Below are 15,754 nucleotides of genomic sequence, written 5' to 3'. Positions count from 1 at the left end.
ATTGTGGAGCTAAATTTGAATACAAAAAAACTGACAACCGTTAGGTGTCAGTTAAAGGTACTGTCATAAGAACACCTTTTAAAGGTGTTCTATGGCAGTATTTTTTTATAATTTATTGTATTAAAAATTATTATATCAAAAGTAAATAAAATCTAAAAAAATAAATCTATAATTATATAATAAAAAAATTAAGAAAATATAAAAATAAATTAAAAATGAATTTAACATTAATAAAGAAATTAATAAGTTATTTATGATATAAATAATTTGTGTATTTTAATTCTTATATATAGTATAATATTTAATGTGAGAGATTAATATTAAGATGAGATGAATTAATAATAATATTTTTAATATAAATAAAAATATAAGGAGGAAAAAAAGTGTTAGATTTTGGTTCTTTTGTTGGAGAATTTTTAGATATGATATACCAAATGGGTATTAACGATATACTTGATATAGCAATAGTGACATATTTATTTTATAAGATATTTATGTTTATAAAAGATACAAGAGCAGAACAGGTTTTAAAAGGTCTTTTAATATTACTTGTTGCAACTGGAGCTAGTAAAATATTCAAATTACACACAATTTATTGGCTATTAGTAAAATCTTTAGAAGTTGGTTTTATTCTTCCTTTCATAATATTCCAGCCAGAGTTAAGAGCGGGATTAGAACATATAGGAAGAACAAAATTAAAAATATTCCAGAAACAATCAGGGGTGTCTGAAGAAAAATTTAATCATGTAATAGATGAAATAGTTGAGGCCCTATATTCATTAGCAAGACAAAAGATAGGAGCTTTAATTGTTATGGAAAGAGAAACTAAGTTAAATGATATAATAAATACAGGTACAATATTAGACTCTGAAATATCACGACAGTTATTAGTAAATATATTTATACCTAATACACCATTACATGATGGTGCTGTTGTTGTTAGAGAGTCAAAAATAAAGGCAGCGGCTTGTTTCTTGCCATTAACACAGAGTAAAGATCTAAGTAAAGATTTAGGAACTAGACATAGAGCAGGTGTAGGTGTTAGTGAAGTGTCTGACTGTTTAACTTTAATAGTTTCAGAAGAAACAGGAGGAGTTTCAATAGCAAAATCAGGTAAATTATATAGAGATATTACAAAAGAAAGAATGAAGAGTATATTATCTCATAATCTTCAGGCTAAAAAAGAAGAAAAGAGCTCTTTTATAGGAGGATTATTTAAATGATGAGACTAAAAAATAATACAAAAGTAAAGTTAATTGCACTCTTCAGTGCAATAGCGCTATGGATGTATGTAATTGCAATAGTGGATCCAGAGGATACAAAATTAATAGAAGATATACCAGTAACAGTTAGTAATCTAGACGAATTAGAGGAGAAAGATCTTGTGATTTATCCAGATGAATCTCTATTATCAAGTATGAATATAAGTGGAAAACTATCAAATGTAAAAAACATAGATAAAGATGATATAAAGGTATATGGAGAAATTGATAATCCTATAGAGGGAAAAAATGAAGTATACTTGAGGGCAAATATGTCAGAAAGGGTAAGTCATGAATTTACTCAAAGTACAATAATTGTCAATCTAGAGAAAAAAATAAGTAAAAATCTAAAAATAGAAATAAATATGAGTGATGAAAATAAAGAGAATATAGATTCTATAAAATTAGATGAAGAGTATGTAACTGTTTCTGGTCCTAGAACACAGATGGCTAAGGTAAAAGGTGTTATAGGAAAGGTAGATTCATTAAAAGATGTTGATAAAAAGAATATAACTAAAAAAGTTAGATTAATTGCAGTAGATGAAAATGGAAAAGAAGTAAAAGGATTAGATATAGAAAATCCATATGTATATTTAAATATAAAGATGCTAGATTCTAAATCAGTACCTATAAAAGTATCACTTAATGGTGACGATTTGCCAACATACAAATTAAATGAAGAAAAAGTTTTAATAACTGGTAAAGAGGAAGTGCTAAAAAATATACAATACATAGAAACTGAATCTGTAGATACTGAGGAATTAAAAAATAAAAAAAGTATAGAAGTGACTTTAGTTATACCTAATAATATAAAATGTAGTGAAAACAAAGTTAGAGTAAGTTTAGATAGATAAAACGTTTTCATTGAATCTATAAAAATATTTATGTTAAAAGTGACATACAATTAAATAAAAAAGATGCAAATATATTGAATTGTGTGACAAAAGACAGAATTGATATTTACATAACAAATAATGAGTATAAAAAATTAAGGTTACTATTTTATAGAAAAAATGTAAATATGTATAAATATAGTAAAATTAAATTTAATAATATAAATGTAAATATAAATATTCTGAAAATAAAAACGATAAAATTGAATATCGTTTAATAAAGTAAAGAATAGCACATAGAAAATATAAAAGTAGAATTCTAAAAAAATCAAGTTGCAATGAAATATAAATTTATTTTTGTTAAATTTATATTTTTATTGCAACTTATTTATTTTAGAGATATTATAAATATATAATGTATTTTGAATGACATATTCTGTGAAAAAATAAAATGATACATATCTGGAAAACGATTTATTTTGTTTTAATAATAGAGTATAATATAATTATGATATACAAATAAAAAATACTACTACGAGGTGGAGTTTATGAGAAACTTTGAAGAAGTTATAAAATTTGCAAAAGAAAGAGGACCTAAAACAATATCAGTTGCTTGCTGCCAGGATAAAGAAGTTTTACTTGCAGTTGAAATGGCAAGAAAAGAAGGCATAGCAAACGCTATATTAGTTGGGGATATAGCTAAAACAGAACCTATAGCAAAAGAATTAGGAATAGATTTAGCTAACTATGAATTAATAAATATAGAAGATTTAGTAGAAGCTTCAAGAAAAGCTGTTGAACTTGTTTCATCAGGAAAAGCTGATATGGTAATGAAAGGAATAGTTGATACATCAATAGTTCTTAAAGCAGTATTAGACAAAGAAATAGGTCTAAGAACTGGTAAAGTATTAAGCCATGTTGCAGTATTCGATGTTAATGGATTTGACAGACTATTCTTCATAACTGATGCAGCTATGAACTTAGCTCCAGATGTTGCAGCTAAAAAACAGATAATAGAAAATGCAGTTGATGTTGCACACGCATTAGATATAGAAGTGCCAAATGTTGCATGCTTATGTGCAAAAGAAAAAGTAAATCCAAAAATGAAAGATACAGTTGAAGCAGCAGAACTTCAGGAAATGTGTGAAAAAGGTGAAATAACTGGTTGTGTAGTAGGTGGACCATTTGCACTAGATAACGCAGTTTCAGAAGAAGCAGCAGCTCATAAAGGTGTTAACCATCCAGGTGCTGGAAAAGCTGATATACTATTAGTCCCAGATATAGAAGCTGGTAACGTTCTTTACAAATCAATGGTATTCTTTGCACAGGCTAAAAATGCAGGTGTAATAGTTGGAGCAAAAGCACCAGTAATACTTACTTCAAGAGCAGATACAGAAGAAACTAAATTAAACTCTATAGCACTTGGAGTTCTTATGGCAGCTAAAACTGCAAAATAATTTAACTTTGATTAACTCTAAAATATAAAACTATTTTAGATTATATAAAAAGCTACAAAATAGCTTAAAATTTATATTTTTTAATTAATTTATTAGACAATAGGTTTTTAAATTTTACAGGAGGTAAAAACTACATGAGTAAAGTAAATAGAATATTAACTATTAACCCAGGTTCAACATCTACAAAAATAGCTGTTTTCGATGATGAATCACTAGTATTTGAAAAAACACTTAGACACTCTTCAGAAGAAATCGGAAAATACGACAAAATAGCAGATCAGTTCGAATTCCGTAAAGGTGTTATAGAAGACGCTTTAGCTGAAGGTGGAGTGAAAACATCTGAATTAGACGCTGTTGTAGGTAGAGGTGGTCTTTTAAAACCTATAAAAGGTGGAACTTATGCAGTTAATGCTGACATGGTAGAAGACTTAAGAGTTGGTGTTTCAGGAGAACACGCTTCTAACCTTGGTGGAATAATAGCTAAACAGATAGGTGATGAAGTAGGAGTACCTTCTTTCATAGTAGACCCTGTTGTTGTTGATGAATTACAGGATGTAGCTAGAATATCAGGAATGGCTGATATAGAAAGAACAAGTATATTCCACGCTTTAAATCAGAAAGCAATAGCAAGAAGATATGCTAAAGAAGTTGGAAAATCATACGAAGACGTTAACCTAATAGTAGCTCATATGGGTGGAGGAATATCTGTAGGAGCTCACGAAAAAGGAAGAGTTATAGATGTTGCTAATGCATTAGATGGTGAAGGACCATTCTCTCCAGAAAGATCTGGTGGACTACCAGTAGGAAGCCTAATAAAAATGTGCTTCAGTGGAGAATATACATTAGACGATATGAAGAAAAAAATAAAAGGTAGTGCAGGACTTGTTTCTTATCTAAACACTAATGATGCAAGAGAAGTTGAAGAAATGATAGAAGCAGGAAATGAAAAAGCTAAACTTGTATATGACGCAATGGCATATCAGGTAGCTAAAGAAATAGGTGCATGTGCAGCTGTATTAAAAGGTAACGTAGATGCTGTATTACTAACAGGTGGTATAGCTTATTCAAAATCATTCACTAAAGAAATATCAGAAAGAGTTGGCTTCATAGCAGAAGTTAAAGTTTATCCAGGAGAAGACGAAATGATAGCTCTAGCTCAGGGTGGACTAAGAGTTCTTAATGGAGAAGAAGAGGCTTTAGTATATGGTAAATAAAGATAAAAGAATAAGAATAATAACTGGCCACTATGGTAGTGGTAAAAGTGAAGTTGCCGTTAACTATGTCGTACAGCTAAGAAAAGAAACAGAAGATAAAGTAGCACTTGCAGATCTTGACGTAGTAAATGTTTACTTCAGATCAAGAGAAAGAAAAGAAGAAATGAAAGCTATGGGTATACACCCTATAGATAGTTCAGTAGATGCACCAAGCTTAGACTTACCAGCTGTATCTGCTGAAGTTACAACTCCAATGAATGATAAATCTTACCAGTATGTTATAGATTTAGGTGGAGATAAAGTAGGAGCTAGGGTAATAGCAAGATTCCGTGGCTCAATACCTGACGACGAATATGATTTATTCTTCGTTGTCAACGCTAACAGAGAAAGAACTCAGACTGCTGAAGAAGTTATGGAATATATAGATGAAATTGAAGCAGCATCTCAGTTGAAAGTAACTGGACTTATAAACAATACTCATATGCTGAAAGCTACAACAGTAGAAGATGTATTAAAAGGACAGGAAGTTTCAAGAGAAGTTTCTAAAGCAAGAAACATACCTATAAAATATGTAGCTTGTTTAAGAGAGGTTGCAAATCAGCTTCCAGACGGATTGGAGGGAGAAATACTTCCAATAGATCTATATATGAGAGACGACTGGATGATGTAGTTTGGTTTCAAATAAAATGATAGTTTAAGGAGGCTTAAGCAAATGGCTAAAGGAAGAGTATCTTTTGATCAAAAGTACTGTAAAGGTTGTGGATTGTGTGTAGAAGTATGTCCAATGAAAATAATATCACTAGACACTGAAACAACAAATGAAAAGGGATATAACCCTGCTAGAGTAGTAGAAATGGAAAAATGTATAGGTTGTGCTAGCTGTGCAATGATGTGCCCAGACGTAGTTATAACTGTAGAAAGAGACTAATTATTTAATAAATAATCATAGGGGGGAATTTTAATGGCTAAGATACTTATGAAAGGTAACGAAGCGTTTGGTAAAGCAGCTATAGAAGCTGGATGTAAATATTTCTTCGGTTACCCAATAACTCCACAGAGTGAATTACCAGAATATTTATCAAGAGAATTACCAAAAGTAGGTGGAGCATTCGTTCAGTCTGAATCTGAAGTTGCTGCTATAAATATGGTTTACGGTGCAGGAGGATCAGGAGTTAGAGTTATGACTTCTTCATCTTCACCAGGTGTTGCACTTAAACAGGAAGGTATAACATATGCAGTTGGTGCTGAAGTACCATGCGTTATACTAAACGTAATGAGAGGTGGCCCAGGACTAGGAAGTATACAGCCATCTCAGGCAGACTACTATATGTCAACTAGAGGAGGAGGAAACGGAGACTACAGAACTCCAGTATTCGCTCCAGCTACAGTTCAGGAAGCAGTTGATATGATACAGGAAGCATTTGATGTTGCAGATTACTACAGAACACCAGTAATGGTTATGGCTGATGGTATGATAGGACAGATGATGGAACCAGTAGAATTTAAAGCTCCAGAAAGAAAAAGAGAATTACCTCCAAAAGACTGGGCTACAACTGGTACTAAAGGACAGAGAAAACCAAATGTTATAAACTCTTTATACTTATCACCAGAAGTTCTAGAAGAACACTGCTGGCACTTAAATGAAAAATTCAAAGCTATGGAAGCTAATGAAGTTCAGTATGAAATGTACAATACAGATGACGCTGAATTAGTATTCGTTGCTTACGGAACTACTTCAAGAGTTGTTAAAAACGCTGTTGATGATTTAAGAGCAGAAGGATTAAAAGTTGGTTTAATAAGACCTAAAGTTTTATGGCCATTCCCAAATGAAGCATTTACAAAAATACCAAATGCTAAAGATTTATTCGTTGTAGAAATGTCTATGGGACAGATGATAGAAGACGTTAAACTTGCATGTGAATGTAAATTACCGGTTCACTTCCATGGTAGACCAGGTGGTATGGTTCCACTACCAAAAGATTTAACAAGACTTGCAAAAGAAATACTTTCAGGAGGTGCTAAATAATGGCTGTTGTATTTGAAAGAACTAAAGGACTTCAGGAAGTCCAGACTCACTACTGTCCAGGATGTACTCATGGTATAATCCACAGATTAGTAGCTGAAGTTTTAGAAGAATTAGGTGTTTTAGGCGACGCTATAGGCGTTGTTCCAGTTGGATGTTCAGTTTTAGCATATAACTACTTCAACTGTGATACACAGGAAGCTGCTCACGGTAGAGCTCCAGCTTGTGCAACAGGAATAAAAAGATGCCAGCCTGACAAAGTAGTATTCACTTATCAGGGAGATGGTGACTTAGCATCTATAGGTGCTGCAGAAATAGTACATGCTGCAAACAGAGGAGAAAAAATAACTACTATATTCGTAAATAATGCTATATATGGTATGACTGGTGGACAGATGGCTCCTACAACATTAGTTGGTCAGAAAGCTACAACTTGCCAGGATGGTAGAGATCCAGAAGTAAACGGATTCTCTTTAAGAATAGCTGAAATGTTAGCTACTATAAAAGGTGCTGTATTCGTAGAAAGAGTAACTGTTGATACTCCGGCACACGTAAGAGCAGCTAAAAAAGCTATAAAGAAAGCTTTCCAGGTTCAGTTAGCTGGAAAAGGATTCTCTATAGTTGAAGTATTATCTACTTGCCCAACAAACTGGGGTAAAACTGCACCAGATGCATTACAGTGGTTAAGAGATAACATGATACCATACTATCCTTTAGGAAACTTTAAAGACGTAGATCTTGACGAACAGGAGGTGAAGTAAATGTCTACAGCTAGAGTAATATGTGCAGGCTTCGGAGGCCAGGGTGTTATGTCTATGGGACAGTTACTAACTTATGCAGGAATGCTAGAAAAGAAAGAAGTTTCTTGGTTACCATCTTATGGACCAGAAATGCGTGGAGGTACTGCTAACTGTGCAGTAACAGTATCTGATCATGAAGTAGGTTCTCCATTAATAACTGATGATGCTACAGCAGCTATATTAATGAACTTACCAGCATTCCACAAATTCCAGAAAGATGTTGTACCTGGAGGAAAAATATTAGTAAACTCTTCTCTAATACACGAAAAAGTTTCTAGAGATGATGTAGATGTTTATTATATACCAGCAAACGACTTAGCAGCTGAATTAGGTAACCCTAAAGTTGCTAACATGATAATGTTAGGTGCTTACTTAGGTGTATCTGGAACTGTTTCAGTTGATTCTGTTCTTGAAGCTTTCAAAAAAGTTTTCGGGGAAAGAAAAGCTAAATTCATACCATTAAACAGATCAGCATTAGAAAAAGGTATAGAAGCTACACAGAAATAGATTTTTGTTTAGGAAAAACTAAATTATCATATATTGGGAAGTCATCGATTATTCGGTGACTTTCTTTTTTTATAAAAAATACTCACAAATATCTTCTTAAATATCTATTTATATTAATAATAAAAATATTTCTATTGAGTTTTTTATTGATAAGTAATAAAATAGTCTTATGTAAAAAGATAACGTTTATAAATAAAAGAAGAATAATAAAACTATAATGAAAAATATAAAGTATTTAATTAATTTTTAAGAGAATTTAAAAAAAGAAAAATAAATACAAAAATAGTAAAAAAGATTAATTAGCAAATGATGAAAAAATGAGAATGTTATAAAACAAAGAGGATTTAATTTATACCGGGAAAGGGAGAAGAGTATGAGAAAATATTTTGGAACTGATGGAGTAAGAGGAGTAGCAAATACAGAGCTTGACTGTAACCTTGCATACAAACTAGGTAGAGCAGGCGGTTATGTCCTTGCAAAAGGAGACCACAGAGTAAAAGTTGTAGTAGGTAAAGATACTAGAATATCTGGAGATATGTTAGAAGCAGCTTTAATATCAGGACTTATGTCAGTTGGCTGTGATGTTATAACAGTTGGTGTAATACCTACACCTGCAGTTGCATATCTAACAAGAAAATACAACGCAGACTGTGGTGTTGTAATATCTGCTTCACACAATCCAGTAGAATTTAATGGAATAAAATTCTTCAATAAAGATGGATTCAAACTAGATGACAATATAGAACTTGAAATAGAAAAATATATAGATGATATAGACGCTGTTGATTCAAATCCAATAGGAACAGAAGTTGGAAGAAGAATACATAGACATGAAGCTCAGAATGAATATGTAGATTTCTTAATAGAATCTGCTGGAGTTGACTTAACTGGTAAAAAAATAGTTCTAGATTGTGCAAATGGTGCAGCTTCAAAAGTAGCTCCAGAAGCATATAGAAGACTAGGGGCTGAAGTAATAGCTATAGCTGCGGATCCAGATGGAACAAATATAAACGATAAATGTGGATCAACTCATCCAGAAAATTTACAGAAAGTTGTGGTTGAAGAAGGAGCAGACTACGGACTTGCATACGATGGAGATGCTGATAGATTAATAGCTGTAGATGAAAAAGGTAATATAGTTGATGGCGATAGAATAATGATACTAAGCGCTATAAACTTAAAGAAAAAAGGTAAACTAGCTAAAAATACTCTTGTTGTTACTGTAATGACTAATATAGGTCTAAAAATAGCAGCAAAAGAAAATGATATAGACCTTGCTATAACAAAAGTAGGGGATAGATACGTAATGGAAGAAATGCTAAAAGAAGGATATGTTCTTGGTGGAGAACAGTCAGGACATTTAATATTCCTAGACAATAATACAACTGGAGATGGAACATTAAGTTCACTAGTATTATCAGGAATAATAGCTGAAGAAGGAAAAACTCTTTCTGAATTAGCATCTGTTATGGAACAGTATCCTCAGGTACTTATAAACGCAAAGGTTAAAAATGAAAATAAAAATAGATACATGGAATTCCCAGAGGTTAAAGCTGAAATAGAAAGAATAGAAAAACTTCTTGATGGAGAAGGAAGAGTTCTTATAAGACCATCAGGAACAGAACCTCTTGTGAGAGTTATGTTAGAGGGTAAAGAAGTAGAACAGATAAAGGAATTAGCAACTAATCTTGCAGAACTTATAAAAGAAAGACTTGCTTAGTTGTAAAATTACGGAGACGGGAACGCTTTTGTTTCCGTTTCTGTTTTTAGCGCCAGAACTTGTAAAATAAATTAATTTTCAAGTTGACGAGGTCAGAGTTAATCGAATATTCGGCGGGTGCTCTGCGGTGTATTTACCATCGTAAAATTTCTTCAAAACTTAGAAGTGATTCTTTGGACAAAGGGAAATTTGAGTAAATAATTTTTTTATCACTACTTCTAAAAATATATATTATAAATAATTTTTAGGAGGCACAGAATTATGTGTGGAATAGTTGGGTACTTAGGACCAAAAAATGCATCAGAGGTGATAGTTGATGGACTATCAAAGTTAGAGTACAGAGGTTATGATTCAGCAGGTATTGCTGTATGCAATGATGGTGAATTAGAAATCAGAAAATTCAAAGGTAGACTTGCTGTACTTGCAGAAGACATTGAAAAAAATGAAATGAAAGGGAATTTAGGTATAGGACATACAAGATGGGCTACTCATGGTGAACCATCAGATGTAAACTCTCATCCTCATTTCAATATGGACAAAACAATAGCAGTTGTCCACAATGGTATAATAGAAAACTACATGGAATTAAAGGAAGAATTAAAAGAAGATGGAGTAGAATTCAGATCAGAAACTGATACAGAAGTAATAGCTCACTTAGTAGATAAATACTACGAAGGAAATCTTCTTGATGCTGTTTACAAAACAGTAGCTAGATTAAGAGGAGCTTATGCACTAGGTGTTATATGCAAAGATAACGAAGATGAATTAGTAGCTGTTAGAAAAGACAGTCCTCTTGTAGCAGGTGTTGGAGAAGGAGAAAACTTCATAGCTTCAGATATACCAGCACTTTTAAAATACACTAGAAAAGTATACTTCCTTGAAAATGGCGAAGTTGTTCACATAAAAGGCGATGAATTAAAAATATACGATGCTGATAGAAATCCTGTTGAAAAAGAAATATACGATGTAAAATGGGATATAGAGGCAGCTTCAAAAGGTGGATACGACTGTTTCATGCTTAAAGAAATAAATGAACAGCCAGAAGGTGTTAAAAATACACTTGAAAGAAGAATAGACGAAAATGGAAACATAGTATTAGATGGAATCCATTTAACAAAAGAAGATTTAGATAATATAAATAGAATATATATAGTTGCTTGTGGTACAGCATACCACGCTGGATTACTTGGAAAAAATGCTTTAGAAAAATACCTAAAAGTTCCAGTAATAACAGATATAGCATCAGAATTCAGATACAGTGATAACTTTGTAGACGAACATTCTTTAGTAATACTTGTAAGTCAGTCTGGAGAAACAGCTGATACACTAGCAGTTTTAAGAGATTCAAAAGCTAAAGGTGCTAAAATACTTGCGATAACAAATGTTGTAGGTTCATCAATATCAAGAGAAGCAGATGAAGTATTCTATACTTGGGCTGGACCTGAAATAGCAGTTGCTTCAACAAAAGCATACACTACTCAGATAACTTCTCTATATATGATAGCTCTAAACTTTGCCCTTGAAAAAGGAACAATAAATAGAGAAGAATATTTATCAACTATAGAAAAAATGAAAGAACTTCCAGAAAAAATTCAGAAAGTATTAGATAACCAAGATAAAATAAAAGAAACTGCTGAAAAAATAGTTTCTAAAGAGCATGTATTCTTCCTTGGAAGAGGAGTAGACTACTCATTAGCTATGGAAGGCTCTTTAAAATTAAAAGAGGTTTCATACATACACTCAGAAGCATTTGCTGCAGGAGAATTAAAACACGGAACAATAGCTCTTATAGAAGAAGGAACTCCGGTAATATCTGTAGCAACACAGGAAAACTTATTCGAAAAAATGGTTTCAAATATGCGGGAAGTAAAAGCAAGAGGTGCATTTGTTGCATCAATAGCTCAAGAACACAATACTAGCGTTGAAAAAGTTTCTGATGAAGTAATATACATACCAAACTGTGATGATATGTTAGTGCCTATAGTTGCAGTTGTCCCAATGCAGCTACTAGCTTATTATGTATCAACAATGAAAGGTCTTGATGTAGATAAACCAAGAAATCTTGCTAAATCTGTTACAGTTGAATAATGTATAGAAAAAAACTATTATAATTTAGTTTTATAAAGAAATTGAAAAAATATTTTAGCAAGAAAAGTAATAAATAAAAATATAAAGTAAAGCTATGCAAATTTTGTTAATAAAAAATCAGCATAGCTTTTTTTTATTAACAAATAAAGTAGACAAAGGTTATCCTATTTTCATAAGAAATTCATATTGTCAAATAATTGTTGAAAAAAATTTTAATGTTCTATATAATGGATAATGTATTTAATGAGTTTTGGGAAAAGGGAAAGCAAAAGACTGATACCCAATGGTATAGAGCTATTATATTAATTTAATTGTGATATTTTTAACTTTAAGAGGTTGGTTTAAAATGCAATTTTATGACGATAATTTGCCTTCTCTATTCATAAACTCGAGAATATAAAAATTAATGGATGGAGGAAAAGAGATATGGTAGGAATTGTTCTTGCTAGTCATGGTGACTTCGCTAATGGGATACTACAGTCAGTATCAATGATATTTGGTGAACAGCAGGATGTTAAAGCTGTTACATTACAGCCAAGCGAAGGCCCAAACGATTTAAAAGCTAAGATGGAAGAAGCTATTGCTACATTCGAAAATCCTGAAGAAGTTTTATTCTTAGTAGACTTATGGAGTGGTACACCATTCAATCAGGCTACAGGACTTGTTGAAGGACACGAAAAATGGGCTATAGTTACTGGTCTTAACTTACCAATGCTTGTAGAAGCATACGGTGCACGTCTATCTATGGAAACTGCTCACGAAATAGCAGCTTATATAGTAGGTGCTGGAAGAGAAGGAATAAAAGTTTGTCCTGAATCTTTAGAACCTAAAAAAGAAGAAGCTGCTCCAGTTCAGGCAACTGCTGGTGGTGCAATACCAGAAGGAACAGTAATAGGTGACGGAAAAATAAAATACGTGTTAGCTCGTATAGATACACGTTTATTACATGGACAGGTTGCTACAACTTGGACAAAAACAACAAAACCAAATCGTATAATCGTAGTTTCAGACTCTGTTGCTCACGATGATTTACGTAAAAAAATGATAGAACAGGCGGCTCCTCCTGGGGTTAGAGCAAACGTTGTTCCAATAGACAAAATGATAAAAGTTCAGAAAGATACTCGTTTTGGAAATACTGAAGCAATGTTATTATTCGAAACACCACAGGATGCTTTAAGAGCAATAAAAGGTGGAGTTGAAATTAAAGAACTAAACTTAGGTTCTATGGCTCACTCTGTAGGTAAAGTTGTTGCAAATAAAGCAATAGCAATGGACGCAAAAGATATAGAAACAATAGAAGAATTAAAAGATATGGGAATAAAATTTGATGTTCGTAAGGTTCCAAGTGAATCAGCAGAAAATATCGATGATCTTCTTAAAAAAGCAAAAGCTGAATTAGCAAAAGCATAAAGGCGAGGAGGATATAAAGTTATGTCAATGATAACAGTACTTTTAATAATTGTTGTTGCCTTGCTAGCAGGTATGGAAGGGGTTCTAGATGAATTCCAGTTCCATCAGCCTCTAGTGGCATGTACATTAATAGGATTAGTAAGTGGACATTTAACTGAGGGTGTAATCCTTGGTGGTTCATTACAGATGATAGCTCTTGGATGGGCAAACGTTGGTGCTGCAGTTGCACCAGATGCTGCTTTAGCATCAGTTGCTTCTGCAATAATAATGGTATTAGGATTAAATGGTGGAACTACTAATGTTCAGACTGCAATATCTACTTCTATAGCAGTTGCTATACCACTATCAGTAGCAGGTTTATTCTTAACTATGATAGTTCGTACATTATCTATACCAATAGTTCACTTCATGGATGCTGCTGCTGAAGAAGCAAACATGAGAAAAATGGAAATGTGGCATATAATAGCTATATTACTTCAGGGTGTAAGAATAGCTATACCAGCTGCAGCTTTATGTTTCGTACCAGCATCAGTTGTAACAAGTGCATTAAATGCAATGCCAGCATGGTTAGCTGATGGTATGTCAATCGGTGGTGGAATGGTTGCCGCTGTTGGGTATGCGATGGTTATAAACATGATGTCAACAAAAGAAACATGGCCATTCTTCGCTCTAGGATTCGTTTTAGCTGCTATAGACAAGTTAACACTTATAGCATTAGGTACAATAGGTATATCTTTAGCTCTATTATACTTAGGACTAAAAGAAAGTGCTGGAAACGGTGGTAATGGAAATGGTGGTTCTGGAGATCCACTTGGCGATATATTAAATGAATATTAATCTTGAAGGAGGAAAAGAAAAATGGCAGAAAGAAAAACATTAACTAAAAAAGACCGTATGTCTGTTGCTTGGCGTCATCAGTTCCTTCAGGGTTCTTGGAACTATGAACGTATGCAGAATGGTGGATGGTGTTATTCAATGATACCAGCTATCAAAAAATTATATACAAATAAAGAAGACCAGGTTGCTGCTTTAAAAAGACACATGGAATTCTATAATACACATCCTTATGTATCAGCTCCAGTTATAGGGGTTACATTAGCACTTGAAGAAGAAAGAGCTAATGGTGCTGAAGTTAACGACCAGGCAATACAGGGTGTTAAAGTTGGTATGATGGGACCTCTAGCAGGGGTTGGTGACCCAGTATTCTGGTTCACTCTAAGACCAATACTTGGTGCATTAGGTGCATCTTTAGCATTAAGTGGAAATATAGTTGGTCCACTAATATTCTTCTTAGCATGGAACATAATCCGTGTTGCTTTCTTATGGTACACTCAGGAATTCGGATACAAAGTTGGTAACTCAATAGCACAGGATTTATCTGGTGGATTATTAGGAAAAGTAACTCAGGGAGCTTCAATACTTGGTATGTTCATAATAGGTTCTCTAGTTCAGCGTTGGGTAAGTATATCATTTACTCCAATAGTTTCTAAGGTTACACAGCCTGAAGGTGCTTACATAGATTGGGCTAGCTTACCAGCTGGAGCAGAAGGTATAAAACAGGCACTTACAATGTATAACTCATTAGGTGGAAATGCTCTAGATGTAGTTAAAACAACTACATTACAGGCTAACTTAGATCAGTTAATACCTGGACTTGCAGCTTTATTATTAACATTATTATGCTGTAAGTTATTAAAGAAAAATGTATCTCCAATAGTAATAATCATAGCATTATTCATAGTTGGTATAGGTGCTCACTTATTAGGTATAATGTAATTAAATATTTTCAAATATATTACAAAGGAAAAGCTCAGTTATCTGAGCTTTTTCTTTAAATATAATAATTTTTAGGAGGGTGTTTTATGGCACAATCAATGAATACAAAAGTAGACTATACAGTACCTGCAACATCATTTTTAGGTTTAACTAGCTACGGAAATGTAATGATTGGTGATAAAGCGTTTGAATTCTATAATGAAAAAAATGTAAATGATTACATTCAGATTCCTTGGACAGAAGTAGATCATGTACTTGGATCTGTAAGTTTTCGTGGAAAATGGATATCTCGTTTTGCAATAGTTACCAAAGAAAATGGAACATATAGCTTTTCTACAAGAGATAACAAAGCTACTTTAAGAGCTGTAAACAAATATATAGAATCAGACAAATTATTAAAATCTTTGACTTTCTTCCAGGTAATAGGACGTGGGTTGAAAAGATTATTTAGAATAAAAAATAAAAATGAAAAATAAAGAAATAAATTAGAGTGTATGAAAATACACTTTTTTTTATGCAAAAAATATTCATAAGTAAAACTTATGAATAAATGAATAAATTATATATTTACCAAAACTATATTACTTGGTTATACTATAGTTATTAACTATAAATTAAAAAGATTAAAATCGTAAAAAAATGTTTTTATATGTTATAATTAAAG

15 protein-coding genes are annotated in these 15,754 nt (G+C 32.5%); all 15 read left to right on the top strand.

The window, feature by feature from the left end; genetic code table 11:
* The first annotated feature begins 383 nt into the window (after positions 1 to 383).
* The 15 genes from cdaA (at position 384) to ACK2WN_RS04450 (ending at position 15,566) form a co-directional block, all read left to right on the top strand.
* A complete protein-coding gene (gene cdaA / locus ACK2WN_RS04520; protein ID WP_006438921.1) occupies positions 384 to 1,223 on the top strand; it encodes a diadenylate cyclase CdaA in 840 nt (279 codons plus the stop codon).
* Positions 1,220 to 2,116, top strand: a complete 897-nt coding sequence (locus ACK2WN_RS04515; protein WP_300529281.1) for a YbbR-like domain-containing protein — start codon at positions 1,220 to 1,222, stop codon at positions 2,114 to 2,116. Before cdaA ends, ACK2WN_RS04515 begins: the two co-directional genes overlap by 4 nt.
* Positions 2,117 to 2,643: 527 nt before the next feature.
* Positions 2,644 to 3,552 carry a phosphate butyryltransferase gene (gene ptb / locus ACK2WN_RS04510; protein WP_006438923.1) on the top strand — a complete coding sequence of 303 codons (909 nt, stop codon included), beginning with the start codon at positions 2,644 to 2,646 and terminating at the stop codon, positions 3,550 to 3,552.
* A gap of 134 nt (positions 3,553 to 3,686) precedes the next feature.
* Positions 3,687 to 4,766: a butyrate kinase gene (gene buk / locus ACK2WN_RS04505; protein ID WP_006438924.1), complete on the top strand. Its 1,080-nt coding sequence runs from the start codon at positions 3,687 to 3,689 to the stop codon at positions 4,764 to 4,766.
* Positions 4,756 to 5,436, top strand: a complete 681-nt coding sequence (locus tag ACK2WN_RS04500) for an ATP-binding protein (protein WP_118549023.1) — start codon at positions 4,756 to 4,758, stop codon at positions 5,434 to 5,436. Before buk ends, ACK2WN_RS04500 begins: the two co-directional genes overlap by 11 nt.
* A 42-nt stretch (positions 5,437 to 5,478) precedes the next feature.
* Positions 5,479 to 5,694, top strand: coding sequence for a 4Fe-4S binding protein (locus ACK2WN_RS04495; protein WP_006438926.1), 216 nt, complete (start codon positions 5,479 to 5,481; stop codon positions 5,692 to 5,694).
* A 33-nt stretch (positions 5,695 to 5,727) separates the two neighbouring features.
* The gene (locus ACK2WN_RS04490) at positions 5,728 to 6,792 is read left to right on the top strand and encodes a 3-methyl-2-oxobutanoate dehydrogenase subunit VorB (protein WP_300529275.1); all 1,065 of its coding nucleotides are present in this window, start codon (positions 5,728 to 5,730) and stop codon (positions 6,790 to 6,792) included.
* On the top strand, positions 6,792 to 7,550 hold the full coding sequence (locus tag ACK2WN_RS04485; RefSeq protein WP_300529273.1) for a thiamine pyrophosphate-dependent enzyme: 759 nt from the start codon (positions 6,792 to 6,794) through the stop codon (positions 7,548 to 7,550). The genes ACK2WN_RS04490 and ACK2WN_RS04485 overlap by 1 nt, the downstream gene beginning before the upstream one ends.
* Positions 7,551 to 8,096 carry a 2-oxoacid:acceptor oxidoreductase family protein gene (locus tag ACK2WN_RS04480; protein ID WP_300529271.1) on the top strand — a complete coding sequence of 182 codons (546 nt, stop codon included), beginning with the start codon at positions 7,551 to 7,553 and terminating at the stop codon, positions 8,094 to 8,096.
* 373 nt (positions 8,097 to 8,469) lie between these two features.
* Positions 8,470 to 9,816: a phosphoglucosamine mutase gene (gene glmM / locus ACK2WN_RS04475; RefSeq protein WP_300529269.1), complete on the top strand. Its 1,347-nt coding sequence runs from the start codon at positions 8,470 to 8,472 to the stop codon at positions 9,814 to 9,816.
* Positions 9,817 to 10,077: 261 nt separating this feature from the next.
* Positions 10,078 to 11,904 carry a glutamine--fructose-6-phosphate transaminase (isomerizing) gene (gene glmS, locus ACK2WN_RS04470; protein WP_300529267.1) on the top strand — a complete coding sequence of 609 codons (1,827 nt, stop codon included), beginning with the start codon at positions 10,078 to 10,080 and terminating at the stop codon, positions 11,902 to 11,904.
* 426 nt (positions 11,905 to 12,330) lie between these two features.
* A complete protein-coding gene (locus tag ACK2WN_RS04465; RefSeq protein ID WP_300529266.1) occupies positions 12,331 to 13,314 on the top strand; it encodes a mannose/fructose/sorbose PTS transporter subunit IIA in 984 nt (327 codons plus the stop codon).
* A 21-nt stretch (positions 13,315 to 13,335) separates the two neighbouring features.
* Complete coding sequence (locus ACK2WN_RS04460; RefSeq protein WP_300529264.1) at positions 13,336 to 14,151, top strand: PTS mannose/fructose/sorbose transporter subunit IIC; 816 nt, start codon at positions 13,336 to 13,338, stop codon at positions 14,149 to 14,151.
* A 21-nt stretch (positions 14,152 to 14,172) separates the two neighbouring features.
* The gene (locus ACK2WN_RS04455; protein ID WP_329999893.1) at positions 14,173 to 15,090 is read left to right on the top strand and encodes a PTS system mannose/fructose/sorbose family transporter subunit IID; all 918 of its coding nucleotides are present in this window, start codon (positions 14,173 to 14,175) and stop codon (positions 15,088 to 15,090) included.
* 86 nt (positions 15,091 to 15,176) lie between these two features.
* Positions 15,177 to 15,566 (top strand): DUF956 family protein, encoded by a 390-nt coding sequence (locus ACK2WN_RS04450; protein WP_300529260.1) that lies wholly within the window; start codon positions 15,177 to 15,179, stop codon positions 15,564 to 15,566.
* Positions 15,567 to 15,754: the final 188 nt, after the last annotated feature.

The organism is Peptacetobacter sp. AB800 (assembly GCF_047807365.1).
Classification (GTDB): Bacteria; Bacillota; Clostridia; order Peptostreptococcales; family Peptostreptococcaceae; genus Peptacetobacter.
This window is presented reverse-complemented; position numbering and strand designations above follow the sequence as displayed.

What these genes read in the sequence shown, in the direction of transcription:
- ACK2WN_RS04515 (WP_300529281.1), top strand. Translation starts at nt 1,220, where the DNA reads ATGATGAGACTAAAAAATAATACAAAAGTAAAGTTAATTGCACTCTTC.
- ptb (WP_006438923.1), top strand. Translation starts at nt 2,644, where the DNA reads ATGAGAAACTTTGAAGAAGTTATAAAATTTGCAAAAGAAAGAGGACCT.
- buk (WP_006438924.1), top strand. Translation starts at nt 3,687, where the DNA reads ATGAGTAAAGTAAATAGAATATTAACTATTAACCCAGGTTCAACATCT.
- ACK2WN_RS04500 (WP_118549023.1), top strand. Translation starts at nt 4,756, where the DNA reads ATGGTAAATAAAGATAAAAGAATAAGAATAATAACTGGCCACTATGGT.
- ACK2WN_RS04495 (WP_006438926.1), top strand. Translation starts at nt 5,479, where the DNA reads ATGGCTAAAGGAAGAGTATCTTTTGATCAAAAGTACTGTAAAGGTTGT.
- ACK2WN_RS04490 (WP_300529275.1), top strand. Translation starts at nt 5,728, where the DNA reads ATGGCTAAGATACTTATGAAAGGTAACGAAGCGTTTGGTAAAGCAGCT.
- ACK2WN_RS04485 (WP_300529273.1), top strand. Translation starts at nt 6,792, where the DNA reads ATGGCTGTTGTATTTGAAAGAACTAAAGGACTTCAGGAAGTCCAGACT.
- ACK2WN_RS04480 (WP_300529271.1), top strand. Translation starts at nt 7,551, where the DNA reads ATGTCTACAGCTAGAGTAATATGTGCAGGCTTCGGAGGCCAGGGTGTT.
- glmM (WP_300529269.1), top strand. Translation starts at nt 8,470, where the DNA reads ATGAGAAAATATTTTGGAACTGATGGAGTAAGAGGAGTAGCAAATACA.
- glmS (WP_300529267.1), top strand. Translation starts at nt 10,078, where the DNA reads ATGTGTGGAATAGTTGGGTACTTAGGACCAAAAAATGCATCAGAGGTG.
- ACK2WN_RS04465 (WP_300529266.1), top strand. Translation starts at nt 12,331, where the DNA reads ATGGTAGGAATTGTTCTTGCTAGTCATGGTGACTTCGCTAATGGGATA.
- ACK2WN_RS04460 (WP_300529264.1), top strand. Translation starts at nt 13,336, where the DNA reads ATGTCAATGATAACAGTACTTTTAATAATTGTTGTTGCCTTGCTAGCA.
- ACK2WN_RS04455 (WP_329999893.1), top strand. Translation starts at nt 14,173, where the DNA reads ATGGCAGAAAGAAAAACATTAACTAAAAAAGACCGTATGTCTGTTGCT.
- ACK2WN_RS04450 (WP_300529260.1), top strand. Translation starts at nt 15,177, where the DNA reads ATGGCACAATCAATGAATACAAAAGTAGACTATACAGTACCTGCAACA.